This window comes from Chromohalobacter sp. (assembly GCF_039830575.1).
GTDB lineage: Bacteria > Pseudomonadota > Gammaproteobacteria > Pseudomonadales > Halomonadaceae > Chromohalobacter > Chromohalobacter israelensis.
Window position 1 is genome coordinate 109,405 of record NZ_JBDOOX010000005.1, and the last position, 19,697, is coordinate 129,101.

Below are 19,697 nucleotides of genomic sequence, written 5' to 3' on the forward strand. Positions count from 1 at the left end.
CTACCTTAGCGCCTCGTTGCGCGCCAGTATGTTGCGACATGGCCTCTGGAGCCGGACAGTCGCCCGTGTTTACCGAGCCAGCCAGCAAAACACTAGTCGGCATTGCTTGCCGTCGGCAAGCCCAGCGCTGCGGATGAACGATGGCGCATGCCGGCGTCGTCATCCACGCTATTCACGAGCCGATGGCATGACGTGCCTGTCATATAAAAGGTGATAACCTGCAGATGACTGCCCGGTCGCATCGCGCCTGTCGAGTCGATGAGGCACAATGTAGTAAAATAACCACATGGCGTGCCGAGAGCCGTCCCCTATTTTCACGAGGCCAAGGAGAATTCCATGCAGAATGCGTTTCACGGTCCGATTCGCCGCACCAAGATCGTCGCGACGCTGGGGCCCGCCAGCGATCGCGAAGGTGTCCTGGATGCCATGATCGCCGCAGGCGTCGACGTGGTACGACTCAACTTCTCCCACGGCTCCGCCGATGACCATCGTCGGCGGCTGCTCGCGGTGCGTGAAGCCGCCGAACGCGCCGGCCGCACCGTTGCCGCGCTGGGCGATCTGCAAGGCCCCAAGATCCGTATCGCACGCTTCCAGGAAGGCGCCGTCACCCTCGAGCAGGGACAGCCCTTCATCATCGACGTTTCCCTGGAGCGCGATGCCGGCGACGCGAACCGGGTCGGCTGCGACTACAAGGACCTGGCCGACGACGTCGCGCCCGGCGATGTGCTGCTGCTCGACGACGGGCGGCTGGAACTGCAGGTCGAGCGCGTCGATGCACCGGCCATCCACACCACGGTCAAGGTCGGCGGCAAGCTTTCCAACAACAAGGGCATCAACAAGCAAGGCGGTGGTCTGTCCGCGGCCGCCTTGACCGACAAGGATCGCGAGGACCTTCAGACCGCCATCGATATCGGCGTCGACTATCTCGCCGTCTCCTTCCCGCGGCATGGCGACGACATGCGTCTGGCACGCGACCTGCTCGGTGAAGCCGGCAGCCATATCGGCCTGGTCGCCAAGATCGAGCGCGCCGAGGCGGTGGCCGACAACGACACCCTGGACGACATCATTCGCGCCAGCGAGGCGGTCATGGTGGCGCGCGGCGACCTAGGCGTGGAAATCGGCGATGCGCAGCTGATCGGGGTGCAGAAGCGCATCATTCAGCATGCGCGTAGCCTTAACAAGGTCGTGATCACCGCAACGCAGATGATGGAGTCGATGATCGACTCGCCGCTGCCCACCCGCGCCGAGGTGTTCGACGTCGCCAATGCGGTCCTCGACGGCACCGACGCGGTCATGCTGTCCGCCGAAACCGCCGCCGGCGACTACCCCGTGGAAACCATCAAGGCCATGGAGCGTCTTTGTCTGGGCGCCGAGCGCGAGCGCGCCGCGCAACAATCCCAGCACCGCATCCACGAAGGCTTTACGCGGGTCGACGAAACCGTGGCGCTCTCGGCGATGTATGCCGCCAACCATCTGGCCGGCGTGTCCGCCATCGTATGCATGACCGCGACCGGCTACACGCCGCTCATCGCCTCGCGCATCCGCTCCGGGCTGCCCATCGTCGCCCTGGCGCACACCGCCATCGCCCAGCGTCGCATGGCCCTCTACCGTGGCGTGGTCTCGCTGCCCTTCGACACCCAGGGCATGCCCCCCACCGCCTTCAACCGGCACGCAGTCGATCGTCTGGTATCGCTGGGCATCGCCAAGCAGGGCGATCACGTCATTCTGACCCGCGGCGATCACATGAACGCCCACGGCGGCACCAACACCATGAAGATCATCCAGGTAGGCGACGACATTGACTGAGCAACGGCCTCGTCGGCAAGCCACGCGCACGCTGCCGGCACGCAAGCGTATTGCGCTGATCGCCCATGACGGCAAGAAGGCGGAACTGCTGGCGTGGGCGGAGCGCTGGCGCGACACGCTGGCCCGTCATGACCTGGTGGGAACCGGCACGACCGCTCAGCGCGTCGCCGAAACGCTCGGTCTGGAGGTACATGGGCTGATGAGCGGCCCCCTGGGGGGCGATCAGCAGATCGGGGCGCGCATCACCGAGAGCCGCCTGGACATGCTGGTGTTTTTCTGGGACCCCTTCGCTCCCATGCCCCACGATCCAGACGTCAAGGCCCTGCTCCGCCTCGCCGCACTGTGGAACCTTCCGGTGGCGACCAACGCCGCCAGCGCCGACTTCATCATCACCTCCCCGCTGGTCGCGCAGGAGGTCACGGTGAACGTGCCGGATGCCAATGACTGGCTCGCCACGCGCCGCGATCCCTGAGCCGCAATGCGCCGCATGCCGGAACCGACCGGCATGCGGCGATTTCACATGCCAAGGGGGCGTTTTCGGGTTACGCTGAATATTGCAGTGCAGCAATTCGCGACCAGGAGCGCCCCCATGTTTCCCATGCAAGCCGCTTGGCTGGACGCTGCCAGCCCCGTCCTCGATCCCTTCGGCCTGATGCGGGCCACCCAAGCCTATTGGCAGGACACCTTCGAACGCAGCGTGCTGTACTGGGACGTCATGCGCCAGCGCGGCAATCAATATCTCGAGCACATGGCGCAGACCAGGCCCAATGTCCTGGGCTTCGACGCCGAGGTCCTGATCGACGGCCGCGATCTGCCGCACCCCGTCAACTATGAACTGATGCGCATCCTGCCGCCGGAGGGCGTGACGCTGGACCCGCTCAAGCGCCCGTTCGTGGTGGTCGATCCGCGTGCCGGCCACGGGCCCGGTATCGGCGGCTTCAAGCCGGACAGTGAAATCGGCGTTGCCATGCGCGCCGGCCATCCCTGCTATTTCATCGGCTTTCTGCCGTTTCCGATGCCGGGCCAGCACGTCGAGGACGTGGTCGACGCCGAGATCGCCTTCCTGCGCGAGGTGGGAGCACGCCATGCCGGCGAGAAGCCCGTGGTGATCGGCAACTGCCAGGCAGGCTGGCAGCTGATGATGGCCGCCGCCCTGGCCCCCGACGCCTTCGGCCCGATCCTGATCGCCGGCGCTCCGCTGTCCTACTGGGCCGGGGAACGCGGGCGCTATCCCATGCGCTACACGGGCGGGCTGCTGGGCGGCAGCTGGCTGACGGCGCTTGCCGGCGACCTGGGCGCCGGCCTGTTCGATGGCGCCTGGCTGGTACAGAACTTCGAGCGCTTAAACCCCGCCAACACGCTCTGGGCCAAGCAGTACCGGCTGTATGCCGATGTCGATGACGAGAGCGCGCGCTATCTGCAATTCGAACGCTGGTGGGGCGGCCATATCGTGCTCAATGCCCAGGAAATCCAGTACATCGTGGACAACCTCTTCATCGGCAATCGCCTGAGCACGGCCCAGTTGATCACCCGTGACGGGCGCCGCATCGATCTGCGCAACGTGCGCTCGCCCATCGTGGTGTTCTGTTCGCAGGGCGACAACATCACCCCGCCGCCCCAGGCGCTGGGCTGGATCTCCGACCTGTACGACGGCGTCGAAGACATCGTCGCCAACGAACAGACCATCGTGTATTGCGTCCACGACTCGACCGGCCACCTGGGCATCTTCGTGTCGGGCAGCATCTCGCGCCGCGAACATGCCGAATTCACCGCCAACATGGACTATATCGACGTCCTGCCGCCGGGCCTCTACGAAACGGCCATCACCGCACGCGACGGTGCGGAGACGACCGACGGCGACTATCTGCTCGAATTTCGGCCACGCGGGGTCGACGATCTCCAGCCCCTGGTGCAACCGCGTGAAGACGACGAACGCCGCTTCGCCACCGTGGCCCGCCTGTCGGAAAGCGGCCTGGCACTCTATCAGCACTACGCCCAGCCCTGGATGCGCCTCCTCATGACGCCCGAAGCCGGACGCTGGATACGCCGGCTGCACCCGATCCGCCTGGGCTACAAGCTGCTCTCCGATCGCAATCCGCTGATTGCGCCCATTCCCGTGTTCGCCGAGCACATCCGCCGCCACCGGCAGCCTCTCGCCGACGACAACCCCCTTCGCCAATGGGAAGGCATGCTGGCAAGCGTCATCGAGAACGGCCTCAAGGCCTATGGCGAATGGCGTGACCGCACCGGCGAGCGCCTGTTTCTGGATATCTACGGGCAACCCTGGCTGCAGGCCCTGGCCGGCATCGGCCCGGACCAGGCACGCACACGCCCGCACCCGGGGCGCCTGCCCGAACACCGCCAATTCCTGCAGATGCGCCGCGACGCCCTGCGCGAGCGTATCGCCGTGGGTGGCGTGCGCGAGGCCATCGTCCGCGCCCTGATCTATATCCTGGGCGGCGCGCCGACGACCGACGAGCGCAACTTCCAACGCCTCAAGGCAACCCGCGAGGAGCTCGGCAAGAGCCTGGACCTGCATCACTTCAAGATGCTGGTGCGCGAACAGTTCTTCATCCTCAAGCTCGACGTGCGTGCCGCGCTCGAGGCGCTGCCCACGCTGATTCGCCGCGACGGCGACACCGACATCGAGGCCCATCTGGCCCATATCACGCATATCCTCGATGCCAGCGGGCCGCAGAGCGAACAAGTGCGCACCCGCTTCGCACGCGTCAAGGCCCTCTTTGCGCGAGCGGCGGCCTAGCACGACATCGCCCCGCCACCGCGAATGCTTCCCGACGGGGAAACATCGCAGATGGCGGGGCGAAGCGCTCGCGGCGGCAGCGGATCAGGCGATCTCGACCAGTACCTCGCCCGGCGTGACACGGTCGCCCTTGGCGACGTGTACCGCCTCGACGGTTCCCGAGACCCGCGCCTGCACCTCGGTCTCCATCTTCATCGCCTCGGTGATCAAGACCGCCTGGCCTTCCTCGACGCGGTCACCCTCGGCGACCAGCACATCGACGATGTTGCCGGGCATGGAAGTGGTGACGTGGCCGGGCTGCGAAGCACGCGCACGCCCCGAGGTCTCGCCGCCGACGAAGGCATCCTTGGCCTCGAAGACGACCTCCTCCGGCATGCCGTCGAGCGTCAGATACACCTGACGCTTGCCACCGCTGTTGCCGCCGACCCCGGTGATCTGCACTTCATAGGACTCCCCGTGCACGTCGATCACGAATTCGGTGGGCACCCCTTCGGTGACCGGCCGATTGGCATCGCCGGCGGCGGCGGCGGGTATCGGCTCCGTGACCAGCGTACCGTCGCGCCGTCCCTGGAGGTAATCACGTCCCAGCTCGGGGAACATGGCGAAGGTCAGCACGTCTTCCTCGCTGTCCGCCAGCTCGCCGACCTCCTTCGTCAGACGCGTCATCTCGGGAGACAGCCGATCCGCGGGGCGCCCTTCCTCCACCGGCGAGTTGCCGATGGCCTGACGGCGCACGTCGGCATCCACCGCCGCCGGCGGATGGCCGTACCCACCCTGCAGATAACGCTTCACTTCGTTGGTGATGGTCTTGTAGCGCTCGCCGGTGAGAACGTTCATCACGGCCTGGGTACCGACGATCTGCGAGGTCGGCGTGACCAGGGGCGGATAGCCGAGATCGGCGCGCACCCGCGGAATCTCGTCGAACACGTCGCGGATCTTGGAAAGCGCGTTCTGCTCCTTGAGCTGATTGGCGAGGTTGGACATCATGCCGCCCGGTACCTGGTTGATCTGTACCGAGACGTCCTCGCGGGTGAACTCGCTTTCGAAGGCGGCATACTTCTGTCGCACGCCGCGGAAATAGTCACCGATGTCCTTGAGGGCCTCGAGGTCCAGGCCGCTGTCGTACTCGGTGCCCTGGAAGGCGGCGACCATGGATTCGGTCGAGGGATGACTGGTCCCCCCGGCGAATGCCGAGATGCAGGTATCGATGTGTCGGCAGCCCGCCTCGACCGCCTTGAGATGGCAAAGCGGCGCCAATCCAGAGGTGGCATGGGCATGCAGGTGAACCGGCACCTCAACGGCTTCGACCAGGGCGGCCACCAGCTCGCTCGTGGCATACGGCGTCAGCAGCCCCGCCATGTCCTTGATGGCGATCGAATCGGCGCCCATGTCGACCAGTCGCTTGGCCTGATCCACGTACATCGCCAGGGTATGCACCGGGCTCACCGTATAGCAGATCGTGCCCTGGGCGTGCTTGCCGCTGGCCTTGACCGCACGCATGGCGGTTTCCAGGTTGCGCAGGTCGTTGAGCGCATCGAAGACGCGGAAGACGTCGACGCCGTTGTCCGCCGACCGGGCGACGAAACGCTCGACGACGTCATCGGCGTAATGCCGATACCCCAGCAGGTTCTGCCCGCGCAGCAACATCTGCAGCGGCGTGTTGGGCATCGCCTCCTTGAAGGCGCGCAGGCGCTCCCAGGGATCTTCCTTGAGAAAGCGCACGCAGGCATCGAAGGTCGCACCGCCCCATACCTCGAGCGAGTGATAGCCGATCGCATCCAGCTTGGCACAGGCGGGCAGCATGTCCTCGGTGCGCAGGCGCGTGGCGATCAAGGACTGGTGGCCGTCGCGCAGCACGACATCGGTGATTTTGACCTGGGAAGATGACACGGCATTCATGAGGTATCTCCTTAAAGACCGGCGTGGGCGGCGATGGCGGCGGCAATGGCCAGGGCGACTTCCTCGGGATTGCGCTTGACCGAGTAATTGAGCAATTCGGGATGTCCCGGCACGAAACCGGTATCGAAATGCCCGCTGCGAAAATCGGGGTGGCGCAGAATCTCCTGGTAATAGGGCGCGGTCGTCTTGACGCCTTGCAGACGCATGTCGTTGAGGGCCCGGATGCCGCGATCGAGGGTTTCTTCCCAGCTCATGCCCCACACGATCAGCTTCAAGCACATGGAGTCGAAATACGGCGGGATCGTATAGCCGGTGTAGATCGCGGTATCGGTGCGCACCCCCGGCCCTCCGGGAGCGTAATAACGCGTGATGCGTCCGAACGACGGCAGGAAATCGTTCTTGGGATCCTCGGCATTGATGCGGAACTGGATCGCATAGCCGTGATGACGGATGTCCTCCTGGCGGTAGGCCAGCTTCAGGCCGGCGGCGATGCGCAGCTGCTCGCGCACGATATCCACGCCGGTGATCGCCTCGGAAATGGTGTGCTCGACTTGCACTCGGGTATTCATTTCCATGAAGTAGACCTCGTTGCCCTTGACGAGGAACTCCACGGTACCGGCGTTTTCGTAGCCAACCGCGCTGGCCGCACGAACCGCCATCTCGCCGACGTAGGCCCGTTGTTCGGGCGTCAGCTGAGGGCTGGGCGCGATCTCGATGAGCTTCTGATTGCGGCGCTGGATCGAGCAGTCGCGCTCGAAGAGGTGGATGACGTTACCGACGCTGTCGGCAAGGATCTGCACCTCGATGTGATGCGGCTCGACGACGCATTTCTCCATGAACACGTCGGCACTGCCGAATGCCTTGGTCGCTTCGGAAATCACGCGCTCCCAGGCCTGCTCGAGCTGGGCCGGGGTGTCGCAACGGCGAATGCCGCGCCCCCCGCCACCGGAGGTGGCCTTGAGCATGACCGGATAGCCGATGGTGTCGGCCAGTGCCAAGGCCTCGGCACAGGTCTCGAGATTGCCGTCCGAGCCCGGCGTCACCGGCACGCCGGCGTCGCGCATCGCGGCGCGCGCCGCCGTCTTGTCGCCCATCCGCGCGATCACGCTGGCGTCCGGCCCCACGAAGGCCAGGCCGGCGTCTTCGCAGATGCGTGCGAAATCGGCATTCTCCGAGAGGAAACCATAGCCGGGGTGGATCGCGTCACAGCCCGTCTCGCGGGCCAGGTCGACGATGCGCCGCGGATCGAGGTACCCCGCCAAGGGGTCTTCGCCCACGAAATGCGCCTCGTCGGCGCGCTTGACGTGCAGCGCGAAGCGGTCGGGCTCGGTGTAGATCGCCACCGACCGGATGCCCATTTCGGCGCAGGCGCGTACAATGCGTACAGCGATTTCGCCACGATTGGCGATGAGAAGTTTCTTGAACACCGTCTGCCCTCCGGTTTCAGGCGCCCTGCTAATCGACGATTAGCGTGGCGTCCGTTTGGGTCGTAGCGTGCTTGTTATCCGTCCTCTCACGCTACCCACCGAAGGACCAATAGAAAAATTGATATTTTTTTGCCAAGCTATAAGCAATAGCTTATGACCACGCCGGGGGCGTCATGTCGCGACCCAATCTGCTCAATCGTCTGACCTTTCGCCAGCTGCAGGTCTTCCAGGCCGTGCACCGCCAGCAGTCCTACTCGCGGGCGGCCGAACAGCTCGGGCTGACCCAGCCGGCGGTCAGCGCCCAGATCCGCCAGCTCGAACAGGCCCTCGAGCAGCCGCTGTTCAAGTATGCGGGCAAGACGCTGCATGTCCTGCCCGCCGCGGATGCGCTGGCCGCCTCGGTACAGTCGATCTTCGGCCAGGTCTCGAGCCTGCAGATGGAGCTCTCCGAACTGGCGGGCACCATCCGCGGCGAACTCAATCTCGCCGCGGTGAGCACCGCACAGTACGTGGTGCCCCACATCCTGGCACGCTTTCGCGCCCGCTACCCGGAGGTGCAGGTGCGCCTGCGCGTCTGCAATCGCGGCCAGGCCCTGGAGCGTCTCGCCGAGCGCCGCGACGACCTGGTGATCATGGGCATGGTTCCCGAGGATGCCAATCTTGCCTTCATGCCGATCCTCGATAACGAGATGATTCCCGTGGTGTGGCCCGGCCACCCGCTCCTGACGGCCGACGCGCCCACGCTCGAGGACTTCACGCGCTACTACGTGCTGATGCGCGAGCCCGGTTCGGGAACGCGTACCGCCTTCGAGGACTTCGTCGCCCGCGAGCGCGTCTCGCTGCGCCACACGCTGGAGCTCGGCACCAATGAAGCCATCAAGCAGGGCGTCATGGCGCATCTTGGCGTTGCCGTGCTGCCGCGCCTGGCGGTACAGCTCGAACTCGCCTCGGGACTGCTGGCCTCACCGACGCTGCCGGGCTTTCCGTTGCGCCGTTCGTGGTGCACCGTGCATCCCAAGGACCGCTATCCCACGCCCGTGACCGAACTCTTCCTGCGCTTCGTCAGGGAGCTGCTGCCGGAGCTGAACGCCCATTTCAAGGCACCGCTGGTCCCCGCGCCCGGCCCCAGCTTCGCCTGCACGCCCTGATCCGCCACTGCCGCCCTTGACTCCAGCGCTGACGGCCCTCACCTAGGAGGGCAACGTCATCCCGTTCGATTTTCCACGGAGTCAATCATGCAAGCGATCACCACGACCGGTCAGCCCCAGGCCGCCCCCGAAGAAGCCTTCGAGATTCGCCAGCGCGAGACCCCCACGCCCGGCGATCAGGACCTGCTGGTGCGCATCGAGGCCGTCTCGGTCAACCCGGTGGACACCAAGATACGCCAGGGTGCCTTCCTGCCCAGCGACCAGCACAATGTGCTCGGCTGGGACGCCGTGGGCCGGGTGGAAAGCGTCGGCGCCGGCGTCGAGCACTTCGCACCGGGAGATCGCGTCTACTATGCCGGCGAGGTCGAACGCCCCGGCTGCAACGCCGAGTACCAGCTCGTCGATGCCCGCCTGGCCGCCAAGGCCCCCCAGCAGTTGAGTGTCGAGGAAGCGGCCGCCATGCCGTTGACGTCCCTGACCGCCTGGGAGGCCCTGTTCGACAAGCTCAAGCTATCTCGGGGCGATGACACCCATCGCGAGCAGACCCTGCTGATCATCAACGGTGCCGGCGGCGTCGGCTCGATCGCGATCCAGATGGCGCGGCAGCTCACCGGCATCAAGGTCATCGCCACGGCTTCCCGCGACACGTCCGTCGAATGGTGCCGGCGCATGGGCGCGCACGAAGTGGTCGATCATCACGACCTCGTGGCGAACATGCAGCAGGCCGGCCACGCGCAGGTCGACTACATCTTCAACTGCCACGATATCGGCGATCACTGGGACAACATGGTGTCGCTCATTCGTCCCCTGGGTCATATCGTGGCCATCGCCGAGACCCAGAAACCCGTCGACCTCAATGCCCTGCAAGGCAAGGCAGTGACGTTCAGCTGGGAATTCATGTTCGCCCGGCCCCTGCACGGTGCCGATATCGCCCATCAGGGGCAGATCCTGGCGACGCTGGCCGAGCATTTCGACGCCGGCCGCCTGCGCAGCACGCTCAGCGACATCGTCGGTCCGCTGACGCCGGCCAACCTCGGCGAGGCGCACCGGCGCCTAGAGACCGGACACACCACCGGCAAGCTCGTACTCGGTGCCATGCCCGCCGCCTGACGCCCAGGTTCGACCGGCCGCGCGGCCGGTCGAACTGTCCAGAATGACGCCTTGTGTGGTATCTTTGGTGCATGAATACACGCATCGTCATGCCGTGCCAGGCTACCCGGAAAACGCCGCCCGGCCCCCTTTCCGATGATGCCGTGGTCGCGCCGCCTCGGCGCCGTCGGCCGGCTTGCAGAGAGGCTCACGCTAATGAGTGATACCCCTTCCCAGCGCATCACCAGCGGCAAGAAATATCGCAACGATCAAGGCATCGCCGCCATCAAGGACGGCATGAAGTCACGCGAGCCCTCCGAAGGCGGCGTGGGCGGTCGCAAGCCTCAGTGGCTACGCGTCCAGATGCCCGGCGGCGAGCGTTTCGAGGCCGTCAAGCGCAACGTCAAGGAACATCGGCTCAGCACCGTCTGCGCCGAATCCCATTGCCCCAACATGGGAGAATGCTGGAGCAACGGTACCGCCACCATCATGCTGATGGGATCGGTCTGCACCCGTGCCTGCCGTTTCTGTGCCGTCGACACCGGCAATCCGCGCGGCTGGCTGGATCACGAAGAGCCGGCGAACACCGCGGAATCGGTGGAACTGATGGGTTTGCGCTACATCGTGCTGACCTCGGTGGACCGCGACGACCTGCCCGACGGCGGTGCCGGCCACTACGCCGCCTGCATCCGCGCAATCAAGGCGCGCACCCCCCAGGTCGCGGTGGAAGCCCTGACGCCGGACTTCGATGGCGTGCCCAGTGCCATCGAGGAAGTCGTCGACTCCGGCCTGGAGGTGTTCGCCCAGAACGTCGAGACCGTGGAACGCCTGACCGGCCGGGTTCGCGACCCGCGCGCCGGCTACCGCAAGACGCTCGATGTCCTGGCGCATGCCAAGCGCCATCGCCCCGAGGTGATCACCAAGACCAGCCTGATGCTGGGGCTCGGCGAGACCGAGGAGGAGATCCTGCAGACCTTCGACGACCTGCGCGAGATCGGCGTCGATATCGTCACCCTGGGGCAGTATCTGCAGCCGACACGCAATCACCTGCCGGTGGAACGCTGGGTCACCCCCGAGGAATTCGAGCACTATCGCCAGCAAGGCCTGGCCAAGGGCTTCATGGAAGTGCCCTCCGGCCCGCTGGTGCGCTCCAGCTATCGCGCGGATCGCGTGTTCGAGAAGAACAACCTGGGCCTGGCGGAACCCGCCACAGTGCCCGGTCAGGCCTCGGACCCCGACCGCATCGCCGCCGTCAACATCGGCTGACGCACGCCACCTCCGACAGCATCGGCAACGCGAACGGCCCGCAGTGGTACCAGTCCACTGCGGGCCGTGTCGTTGAAGGCTGCGCACGGCGCGGTCAGGCGGGCACGGTATCCATCGGCGTCAGTCGACGGCCGAGTTGCCGGGCCAGGCATTCGGCCAGTTCGAGTGCCACGGCCTCGCAGCCCGGACAATCGTCGACGAGATCGGCGAGACGTGTCATCGCCATGCCGGCATGGCCGCAGGGGTTGATACGCTGGAAGGGGGACAGGTCGCCATCGACGTTGAGCGCCACGCCATGAAAGCTGGCGCCGCGACGAATGCGCAGCCCCAGCGAGGCGATCTTGGTCTCGCCCACGTAGACCCCGGGCGCATCGGGGCGCGCCCGGGCCGCGACGCCATGCGCGGCCAGCAAGTCGATGACCGCCTGCTCGAGCGCGCTGACCAGCTCGCGCACTCCCAGCTTGCCACGACGCACATCGATCAGCGGATACAACACCACCTGCCCCGGCCCATGATAGGTCACCTGCCCGCCTCGATCGGTAGCCACCACGGGGATGTCCCCGGGCATGAGCAGGTGCTCGGCCTTGCCCGCCTGCCCCTGGGTGAACACCGGGTCGTGTTCGACCAGCCAGAACTGATCGGGGCTGTCGGCATCGCGCGTGTCGGTGAACTCGCGCATGGCCTGCCATACCGGCACATAGGGGCGCCGCCCAAGGCGATGCAACTCGATCGGGGGAAGCCCGCGCTCGGCGGCCATCACATCACCATGTGCACGCGCCCAGTCGCCTTGAGCGAATGGAACAATGCATTGAGCTGCTCATGCCCCGTGGCCCGGATGACCACGCGCACGGATTGAAAACGACCGTTGCGACTATCGACCATGCGCACGCTGCTGCGGTCGAACCCCGGCGCATGCTGCTCGACGATATCCAGCACGGCGGCCTTGAAATCGGGCGCCGCGTCACCGACGATCTTGATGGGATACTGACAGGGAAACTCGATTTTGGGTGCGTCCTGCGACGCCCCTTGCTCGGTAGGCGAAGTCTGTTGCATGGGTAGAACGGCCTCGTATGGGCTCGGCATGATATGTCCGAGTATTCTACTCAACCTTACCGCGACGACCAAGGGCGGCGCCGACCCGACGCCACCCTCCACCGCCGGATCAGTCGAAGAAGCCGTTCACGAACTGCAGCACGCTATCCCAGATCCGCTTGAAGAAGCCGCCCTCGTCGATCGACTCCAGTGCCACCAGCGGCCGCTCGTCGAGCACCTCGCCGTCCAGCACGATCTTCAAGGTTCCCAGGCGATCGCCCGCGCTCACCGGCGCCTCGATGGTTTCGCGAATGTCGAGCTGAGCGCTCAGCTCGTCGCTGCGCCCACGGGGCACGGTCAAGTAGACATCGTCGGCGACGCCCAGACGCAATTCGTCCTTCTCGCCTCCCCAGATGCGGGGCGTATTGAGCACGGCGCCGCTTTCGTAGAGACGTTGCGTCTCGAAGAAGCGGAACCCGTAGCTCAGCAGCTTCTGGGTTTCCTGGGCCCGCGCTTCATCGGAGTCGGTTCCCATGACCACGGCCACCAGGCGCGTACCGTCCTTCTTGGCGGACGCGACCAGGCAATAGCCGGCGGCCTCGGTGTGCCCCGTCTTCAAGCCATCGACGTTCGGGTCGCGCCATAGCAGGCGGTTGCGGTTCGGCTGGCGAATGTCGTTCCAGGTGAAGTACTTTTCGGAATAGACCTCGTAATGGTCGGGGTAGTCCTTGATGATGTGCTGAGCGATGACCGCCAGATCGTGCGCCGAGGAGTAGTGTTCCTCGTGGGGCAGCCCGGTGGGGTTCATGAAATGCGTGTGCTCGAGCTTCATCCGCGCCGCCTGCTGATTCATGAGATCGGCAAAGGCGTCCTCGCTGCCCGCGATATGCTCGGCCAGCGCCACGCTGGCATCGTTACCCGACTGGATCACCACGCCCCGGAGCAGATTGTCGATGCTCACCTTGCTGCCCGGATTGAGAAACATCCGCGAGCCGCCGGTCCGCCAGGCGTTTTCGCTGATCGTGGCCTCGTCGTCGCCACTGATGTTGCCGGCATCGATTTCGCGCTCGACGATATAGGCCGTCATCATCTTGGTGAGACTGGCCGGCGGCAGTTCCTTGTCGGCATTGTGCTCGACCAGGATCTTGCCGCTATCGGCGTCCATCAATACCCATGCCGACGCCGCCAGCTCCGGCGCGGACGGTACCATGGAAGATGGCACCGGCGACGGTTCCGGTGGATTCTGGGCATGTGCCGTTGGCGCGAGGACGCCGATACATAGCGTGACCAGTAGAACAACGCGTAACAGTGACGATTGAGCGAACACTCTCATGACAACATTTCTCGCTAAGCGGGGTTACTCGGCAGCGGACACCACAAACGACTGGTCGAAACCCGCCTCTTGCAGTGCCGCCTGGATGGAATCGATATGTGCTGCATCGCGAACCGGCCCGACCTGGACCCGGTACAACGACGCTTCCTTGCGCACGCGCACCGGGCGCGACAGACGATCTTTCAGGCGCGCCTCGAGCGCCCTGGCATTCGTCGCGGACCCGAAGGCCGCCACCTGAACGTAACGTGCCTCGCGCGCTGATGACTCGGCGGCGGGCGACGATGTCTGCGCGACGGCCTCGTCCTTGGTGGAAGGCGCAGCCTGCGATGCCGGGCGCGACGATCCGGTACGCTCATGCTGCTCGGCCCATTGCCTGGGGTCAATGGCCTCGACACGAACGTGCCCCGTGCCGCCACCGAGAATCTTCAGACGCGCCGCCGCCGCATAGGAAAGGTCGATCAACCGATCGCCATGGAACGGACCGCGATCGTTGATGCGCACGATGACGTCACGACCGTTGTCGAGATTGGTGACCCGGGCGTAGGTCGGCAAGGGCAGCGTGCGGTGTGCCGCCGACATCTTGTACATGTCATAGGGCTCACCGCTGGCAGTGTCATAGCCCTGGAACTTCGTGCCGTACCATGACGCCTCCCCTTCCGCTTCGTAGCCGCTTGGGTCGGACAGCACATGGTAGGTCTTGCCCCACACTTCGTAGGTGGAGCGATTGCCGCTCTTGGCTCGCGGCTCGACCTTGGGCACCGCGTCCGGCACCTGGGACACGTCCGGCGGTGCATCCGGATAGGCGTCGCGCTGCTGGGCGTAGCGACCGCCTCCCTCGCTGGCGCAGCCAGCCAGCAAGAGGACCAGCATGCAGAGCAGCGCCCCGCCCCACTTCATGCCGGGTCTCCGTCGAGCGCCGCCTGGATGCGTTCGGCGAGATCGTGTACCGCCATGGCGTACAGATGGCTGTGGTTGTAACGCGTGATGACATAGAAATTGCGATGCCCCAGGGCATACCGGTAGCTGCCATCGGCCAGCTCCAGCGACAGGGGCACCACGCTCCCGTCCACCGACGCGCCGTCGCGCGGCACGATGCCGGCCGAGGCCAGCCGCGACGCCTCGAGATAAGGCGCCCGGGTGGCGTTGAAGTCAATGCCGTCGGGGGGCGTCGCCGGTCCCTCGGCCGGCGTCACCACGGGGGCGTCGCGCCGCCAGCCATGTTCGGCGAAGTAATTGCCCACGCTGCCGATCGCATCCACGGGATCTTCCCAGAGATCGCGGCGACCGTCGCCGTCGAAATCGACCGCATAGGCCTGGTAGCTCGTGGGAATGAACTGCGGATAGCCCATGGCCCCGGCATAGGATCCCTTGGGCATTTGCGGCGAGATGTCCTGCTCGAGCGTGATCTCGAGAAAGGCCGCGAGCTCGCCCTGGAAGAAGTCGCCACGCGAGGGATGATGGAACGCCAGGGTGGCCAGGGAGTCGAGCACGCGGTGGTCGCCCTTGTGCTGCCCATAGCGCGTCTCGACGCCGATGATGGCGGCGATGTAGGCCGGCGGGACGCCGAATTCGCGCTCGGCGCGCGCAAACGCCTCGCGATGCGCCTCGATGAATGCCACCCCTTCCTGAACGCGCCTGGGCTGCACGAAGATATCGCGGTACTCGTGCCAGCTCAGCCGACGCTCCGCGGCTCCCTGCATGGCATCCAGCACGTTCTGCCGGAAGCGTGCATGCTGCAGCGCCCGCGTCACCTCGTCGCGTGCCAGGCCTTGCCGGGCCACCCCATCGAGCCATTGACGAATGTTCTCATGCGAGGCGGGATCGAAATCCGGTGCCGCCTGCGCCGCGCCTCCGCACAGCCCCAGGAACATCGCCGCCAGTAGCGGGCCGAATTTTTTTCGCTGGGCGCGTGTCATGTTCCGCTTCATCAGGCACAGGCTCCTTGGCCCTGGTATGTGGTCGCTATCCTTGCGTGTCTTGGCATGCCTAGCGCGGCAGCAACCGCCGGTGGCTGTGAACGGACATGAGGATACCGAAACCGATCAGCAAGGTCACGCTGGACGTCCCCCCGAAACTGACCAGCGGCAACGGCACTCCGACGACGGGCAGAATGCCGCTGACCATGCCGATATTGACGAAGACGTAGATGAAAAACGTCAGCACGATGCTGCCCCCCACCAGGCGTCCATAGGTGTTCTGCGCGGTATTGGCGAGAAACAGTCCGCGCCCCACGATCAGGACATAGAGCGCCAGGAAGACCAGCATGCCGATCAGCCCCCACTCTTCCCCGAGCACGGCAACGATGAAGTCGGTGTGACGTTCGGGCAGGAACTCCAGCTGGGACTGTGTCCCCAGTCCCCATCCCTTGCCGAAGACCCCGCCACTGCCGATGGCGGTCTTCGACTGGATGATGTTCCAGCCCGCGCCCAGCGGATCGCTTTCCGGATTCAGGAACGTCAGCACGCGCTGGCGCTGATATTCATGCATGTTGAACCACAAAAGCGGCAAGGCCGACGCCGCCAGTGCCCCCAGCAAGGCGATCACTCGCCACGACAGCCCGGCGAGGAAAATGACGAAGACCGCGGCACACGCCACCAGCAGCGACGTTCCCAGGTCGGGCTGACGCATGATCAGCATCACCGGGAAGCCGATGATGAAGCCGCACACCAGCAAATCGCGGGTATTGGGCGGCAGCGGGCGCTTGCAGAGATAAGCCGCGACCATCATGGGGACCGCCAGCTTCATCAATTCCGACGGCTGAAAGCGGATCACGCCGGGGATTTCCAGCCAACGCTGCGCCCCCATGCCGATATCGCCCATGATCTCCACCGCCAGCAGCATCGCCACGCCCGTGCAATAGGCCAACGGCGTCCAGCGGTACAGGGTGCCCGGCGAAAACTGGGCGACCATGAACATGGCCAGCAAGGCAACCCCGAAGCGCATGCCCTGTCCCATGGTGACCGCCGGACTCATGCCGCTGGCGCTGTACAGGACGACCAGTCCCGCCCCCATCAAGGTCAGCAGCAGCAGCAGCAGCCAGGGGTCGAGATGCAGGCGCGACCACAACGAACGCTTGCGCCCCATGCCATCGGACGATGCCGGACTGAATCGACGCCACTCAAGTCCCTTCAACTTCGACGTCCTCCTCGATCAGTTTCTCGGCCTGGTGGGTGTTCTCGTCATCGGGCAAAAGCCACTCGTCCGCCAGCGCACGGGCCAGTCCGGCGGCGTGCGAACTGCCGCCCCCCGCGTTCTCGACGATCACGGCAATGGCGATCTGGGGATCGTCCACCGGGGCGAACGCCGTGAACAGGGCATGGTCCCGCAGGCGCTCCCTGAGTTCATCGGCATCGTATTTCTGGTTTTGCCCCAGCGAAAACACCTGCGCCGTCCCCGACTTGCCGGCCATTTCATACTTCAGCCCCTTGCCGATGTGGCGCGCGGTCCCTTCACGACCGCTGACCACTTTCTGCATGCCGCTGAACACGTCGTCCCACCAGGCATCCTTGTCGAGCTCCACGTCCTGCCTGGTGTTCTCGAAAGGCGGCTCGACCGTGGTCTCGCCGACACGCTTGGCAAGATGCGGACGCACCCAGTGCCCGCGATTGGCCAGGGTCGCCTCGGCGGTGGCGAGCTGCAGGGGCGTGACCATCCAATACCCCTGGCCGATACCGGCCGAGAGCGTTTCCCCGGGGTACCAGGGCTGATCGTACTTCGCGCGTTTCCATTCACGCGACGGCACGGTACCCGCCGAGGCGCCCTGCACGTCCAGCGAGTTGACTTCGCCGAAGCCGAACTTGTGCATGAAGCTGGATAACGCGTCGATCCCGAGGCGATGCGCCATGGTGTAGAAGTACGTATTGTTGGACACGGCCAGGGCACGCTCCAGATCGACTCGGCCATGCCCCCAGCGCAGCCAGTTGCGGTAATGGCGAGAGTCGTTGGGCAGCTTGTAGTAGCCGGGATCGTAGATGACCTCGTCCGGTGTCACCACGCCGTGCTGCAATGCCGCCAGCGCTTCGAACGGCTTGATCGTGGAGCCCGGTGGATAGTGGCCGCGTACGGCCCGGTTGAACAACGGCAGGTCGAGGTCCTGCTGCAGGGCTTGATAGTCCTTGTAGGAAATGCCGGTCACGAACTTGTTCGAGTCGAACCCCGGCGCCGACACCATCGCCAGGATATCGCCCGTCTGGGGCTGAATGGCGACGATGGACCCGCGCCGGCCGTCCAGCAGATCGTACGCCAGCTGCTGCAGGCGCGTATCGATGGTCAGCGTCAGGTCCTTGCCCGGTTGCGGCGGTGTACGCTCGAGCTCGCGAAGCACGCGCCCGCGCGCGTTGGTCTCCACCTTGCGCAAGCCGGCCTGCCCGTGCAGGGCGGCTTCGTACTGCTTCTCGATCCCGGTCTTGCCGATATAGTGCGTACCCGCGTAGTTGCCACCGTCCAGCGATGCGAGCTCCTGCTCGTTGATTCGCCCCACGTAGCCCAGCACGTGCGACATGATCTTGGGGTCGGGATAATAGCGCAGCCATTGCGCCTCGACCTCGACACCCGGAAGCCGGTAGCGATTGACGGCCAGGTGGGCAATCTGGCGCTCGCTGAGATCGCTCATCAGCAAGGCCGGTTGATACGGCCGCTGACGCTGGCGCGAGCGTTTGCGGAACGCCGCGACCTGATCTTCGTCCAGCCCCAGGACATCGACCAGTCGCTCGAGGGTGGCGTCGAGATCGTCGACTCGCTCGCGCACGATGGTGAGGTTATAGGTCGGCCGATTCTCCGCCACCAGCTTGCCCTGACGGTCGTAGATCAAGCCCCGGGTCGGGGGCAGCGGCTCGACCCGGACGCGGTTGTTCTCCGAGCGGGTGGTGAACACCTCGTGTTCGACGACCTGAAGGTAGAACAGGCGGGCACCGAGTCCGCCGGCCATCAACAGCACGAGCACGGCGGCCAGGAACGAGCGGCCACGGAAGACCCGGACCTCGCGTTCGGTATCCTTGATTGCGTCGCGACGTTTACGCATGGGTCCCCGATAACAAGCGGGAAGGTGGAAGGCATTCACCCCGGCACGTCATGGCCTGGATGCTCATCGGTGATAAGGGTGCCCGGCCAGCAAGGTCCAAGCACGATACAGCTGCTCGGCCAATAGAATGCGCACCAGCGGATGCGGCAGCGTCAGTGCCGATAGCGACCAGCGCTGTTCGGCGCGCGACAGCAAGCGGGGGTCGAGCCCGTCCGGCCCGCCCACCAGCAGTGCCACATCGCGCCCGTCCTGCCGCCAATGATCGGCATTGGCGGCGAGGCGCTCGGTACTCCAGTGTTGCCCGTCGACGGCCAGCGCGATGACACGCTCCTGATCGCGCAGCTTGGCCAGCATGGCATTGCCCTCGCCCTGGATCGCCCGGGCCACGTCGGCATTCTTGCCGCGTTTGCCGGGCGCGATCTCGACGATCTCGACGCTGAAATCCCGCGGCAGCCGCTTGAGATACTCGTCGACGCCTCGTGTCACCCAGTCGGGCATGCGCGTTCCAACGGCCAGAACGCGGAGTTTCATCCACGCACCCCGCCCAGCGCCTCCTCGGCAACCGCCCCATCGCTGGGAAGGTCGGACCACAAACGTTCGAGATCGTACAACTGACGCGTCTCGGGCAGCATGACATGCACCACGAGTTCGCCCAGATCGACCAGGACCCAGTCGCTGCCCTGGCGCCCCTCGACCCCCAGGGGACGATAGCCGGCTTCCTTGACGGACTCGACCACGCTCTCGGCCAAGGCCCCCACGTGTCGGCTCGACGTACCGCTGGCTACGATCATGGTATCGGTGACGCTGGTCAGCGAAGCAACGTCGAGTTCGGCAACATCGCGTGCCTTGAGTTCCTCGAGCGTGTTCATTACCAGCGTTTTGAGTGCTTCGGTCTGCATAGCTCCTCGTTCATGTG

The 19,697-nt window shown here is 65.3% G+C and carries 17 protein-coding genes; 6 read left to right on the plus strand and 11 right to left on the minus strand.

The genetic code is table 11. The features are described 5' to 3' along the window. The first annotated feature begins 336 nt into the window (after positions 1 to 336). From pyk to ABGX75_RS03620, 3 genes are all read left to right on the plus strand, one after another. The gene (gene pyk, locus ABGX75_RS03610) at positions 337 to 1,806 is read left to right on the plus strand and encodes a pyruvate kinase (RefSeq protein ID WP_011506858.1); all 1,470 of its coding nucleotides are present in this window, start codon (positions 337 to 339) and stop codon (positions 1,804 to 1,806) included. Beyond that, positions 1,799 to 2,278: a methylglyoxal synthase gene (locus ABGX75_RS03615; RefSeq protein ID WP_011506857.1), complete on the plus strand. Its 480-nt coding sequence runs from the start codon at positions 1,799 to 1,801 to the stop codon at positions 2,276 to 2,278. Before pyk ends, ABGX75_RS03615 begins: the two co-directional genes overlap by 8 nt. A 117-nt stretch (positions 2,279 to 2,395) precedes the next feature. Beyond that, positions 2,396 to 4,567, plus strand: a complete 2,172-nt coding sequence (locus ABGX75_RS03620; protein WP_224114472.1) for a DUF3141 domain-containing protein — start codon at positions 2,396 to 2,398, stop codon at positions 4,565 to 4,567. An 84-nt stretch (positions 4,568 to 4,651) separates the two neighbouring features. On the opposite strand, the gene oadA is transcribed toward ABGX75_RS03620, so the two are convergent. Continuing rightward, positions 4,652 to 6,466 carry a sodium-extruding oxaloacetate decarboxylase subunit alpha gene (oadA, locus tag ABGX75_RS03625; RefSeq protein ID WP_347410958.1) on the minus strand — a complete coding sequence of 605 codons (1,815 nt, stop codon included), beginning with the start codon at positions 6,464 to 6,466 and terminating at the stop codon, positions 4,652 to 4,654. 11 nt (positions 6,467 to 6,477) lie between these two features. After that, positions 6,478 to 7,893 carry an acetyl-CoA carboxylase biotin carboxylase subunit gene (locus ABGX75_RS03630; RefSeq protein WP_011506854.1) on the minus strand — a complete coding sequence of 472 codons (1,416 nt, stop codon included), beginning with the start codon at positions 7,891 to 7,893 and terminating at the stop codon, positions 6,478 to 6,480. A 173-nt stretch (positions 7,894 to 8,066) separates the two neighbouring features. On the opposite strand from ABGX75_RS03630, the gene ABGX75_RS03635 reads away from it, so the two are divergent. The 3 genes from ABGX75_RS03635 (at position 8,067) to lipA (ending at position 11,396) form a co-directional block, all read left to right on the plus strand. Then, the gene (locus ABGX75_RS03635; RefSeq protein WP_011506853.1) at positions 8,067 to 9,041 is read left to right on the plus strand and encodes a LysR family transcriptional regulator; all 975 of its coding nucleotides are present in this window, start codon (positions 8,067 to 8,069) and stop codon (positions 9,039 to 9,041) included. Positions 9,042 to 9,128: 87 nt separating this feature from the next. Then, on the plus strand, positions 9,129 to 10,151 hold the full coding sequence (locus tag ABGX75_RS03640; RefSeq protein ID WP_347410957.1) for a zinc-binding alcohol dehydrogenase family protein: 1,023 nt from the start codon (positions 9,129 to 9,131) through the stop codon (positions 10,149 to 10,151). A gap of 195 nt (positions 10,152 to 10,346) precedes the next feature. Beyond that, the gene (gene lipA, locus ABGX75_RS03645) at positions 10,347 to 11,396 is read left to right on the plus strand and encodes a lipoyl synthase (RefSeq protein ID WP_035409999.1); all 1,050 of its coding nucleotides are present in this window, start codon (positions 10,347 to 10,349) and stop codon (positions 11,394 to 11,396) included. 94 nt (positions 11,397 to 11,490) lie between these two features. On the opposite strand, the gene lipB is transcribed toward lipA, so the two are convergent. The 9 genes from lipB to rsfS all read right to left on the minus strand — a co-directional run bounded on the left by lipB (position 11,491) and on the right by rsfS (position 19,680). Further along, positions 11,491 to 12,153, minus strand: a complete 663-nt coding sequence (lipB, locus tag ABGX75_RS03650; RefSeq protein WP_301968439.1) for a lipoyl(octanoyl) transferase LipB — start codon at positions 12,151 to 12,153, stop codon at positions 11,491 to 11,493. Further along, positions 12,153 to 12,449, minus strand: a complete 297-nt coding sequence (locus tag ABGX75_RS03655; RefSeq protein ID WP_011506849.1) for a DUF493 domain-containing protein — start codon at positions 12,447 to 12,449, stop codon at positions 12,153 to 12,155. The genes lipB and ABGX75_RS03655 overlap by 1 nt, the downstream gene beginning before the upstream one ends. A gap of 109 nt (positions 12,450 to 12,558) precedes the next feature. Then, entirely contained in the window at positions 12,559 to 13,638 is a 1,080-nt protein-coding gene (locus ABGX75_RS03660; protein WP_011506848.1) for a D-alanyl-D-alanine carboxypeptidase family protein, read from the minus strand. Positions 13,639 to 13,785: 147 nt separating this feature from the next. Continuing rightward, complete coding sequence (locus tag ABGX75_RS03665; RefSeq protein ID WP_011506847.1) at positions 13,786 to 14,658, minus strand: septal ring lytic transglycosylase RlpA family protein; 873 nt, start codon at positions 14,656 to 14,658, stop codon at positions 13,786 to 13,788. After that, positions 14,655 to 15,677: a lytic murein transglycosylase B gene (gene mltB / locus ABGX75_RS03670; RefSeq protein WP_256985080.1), complete on the minus strand. Its 1,023-nt coding sequence runs from the start codon at positions 15,675 to 15,677 to the stop codon at positions 14,655 to 14,657. Before mltB ends, ABGX75_RS03665 begins: the two co-directional genes overlap by 4 nt. Before the next feature lie 70 nt (positions 15,678 to 15,747). Next, entirely contained in the window at positions 15,748 to 16,845 is a 1,098-nt protein-coding gene (gene rodA / locus ABGX75_RS03675) for a rod shape-determining protein RodA (protein WP_083831090.1), read from the minus strand. Positions 16,846 to 16,879: 34 nt separating this feature from the next. After that, the gene (mrdA, locus tag ABGX75_RS03680) at positions 16,880 to 18,781 is read right to left on the minus strand and encodes a penicillin-binding protein 2 (RefSeq protein WP_011506844.1); all 1,902 of its coding nucleotides are present in this window, start codon (positions 18,779 to 18,781) and stop codon (positions 16,880 to 16,882) included. Positions 18,782 to 18,844: 63 nt separating this feature from the next. Next, positions 18,845 to 19,312 carry a 23S rRNA (pseudouridine(1915)-N(3))-methyltransferase RlmH gene (rlmH, locus tag ABGX75_RS03685; RefSeq protein ID WP_084075544.1) on the minus strand — a complete coding sequence of 156 codons (468 nt, stop codon included), beginning with the start codon at positions 19,310 to 19,312 and terminating at the stop codon, positions 18,845 to 18,847. Beyond that, positions 19,309 to 19,680 (minus strand): ribosome silencing factor, encoded by a 372-nt coding sequence (rsfS, locus tag ABGX75_RS03690; RefSeq protein WP_011506842.1) that lies wholly within the window; start codon positions 19,678 to 19,680, stop codon positions 19,309 to 19,311. Before rsfS ends, rlmH begins: the two co-directional genes overlap by 4 nt. Positions 19,681 to 19,697: the final 17 nt, after the last annotated feature.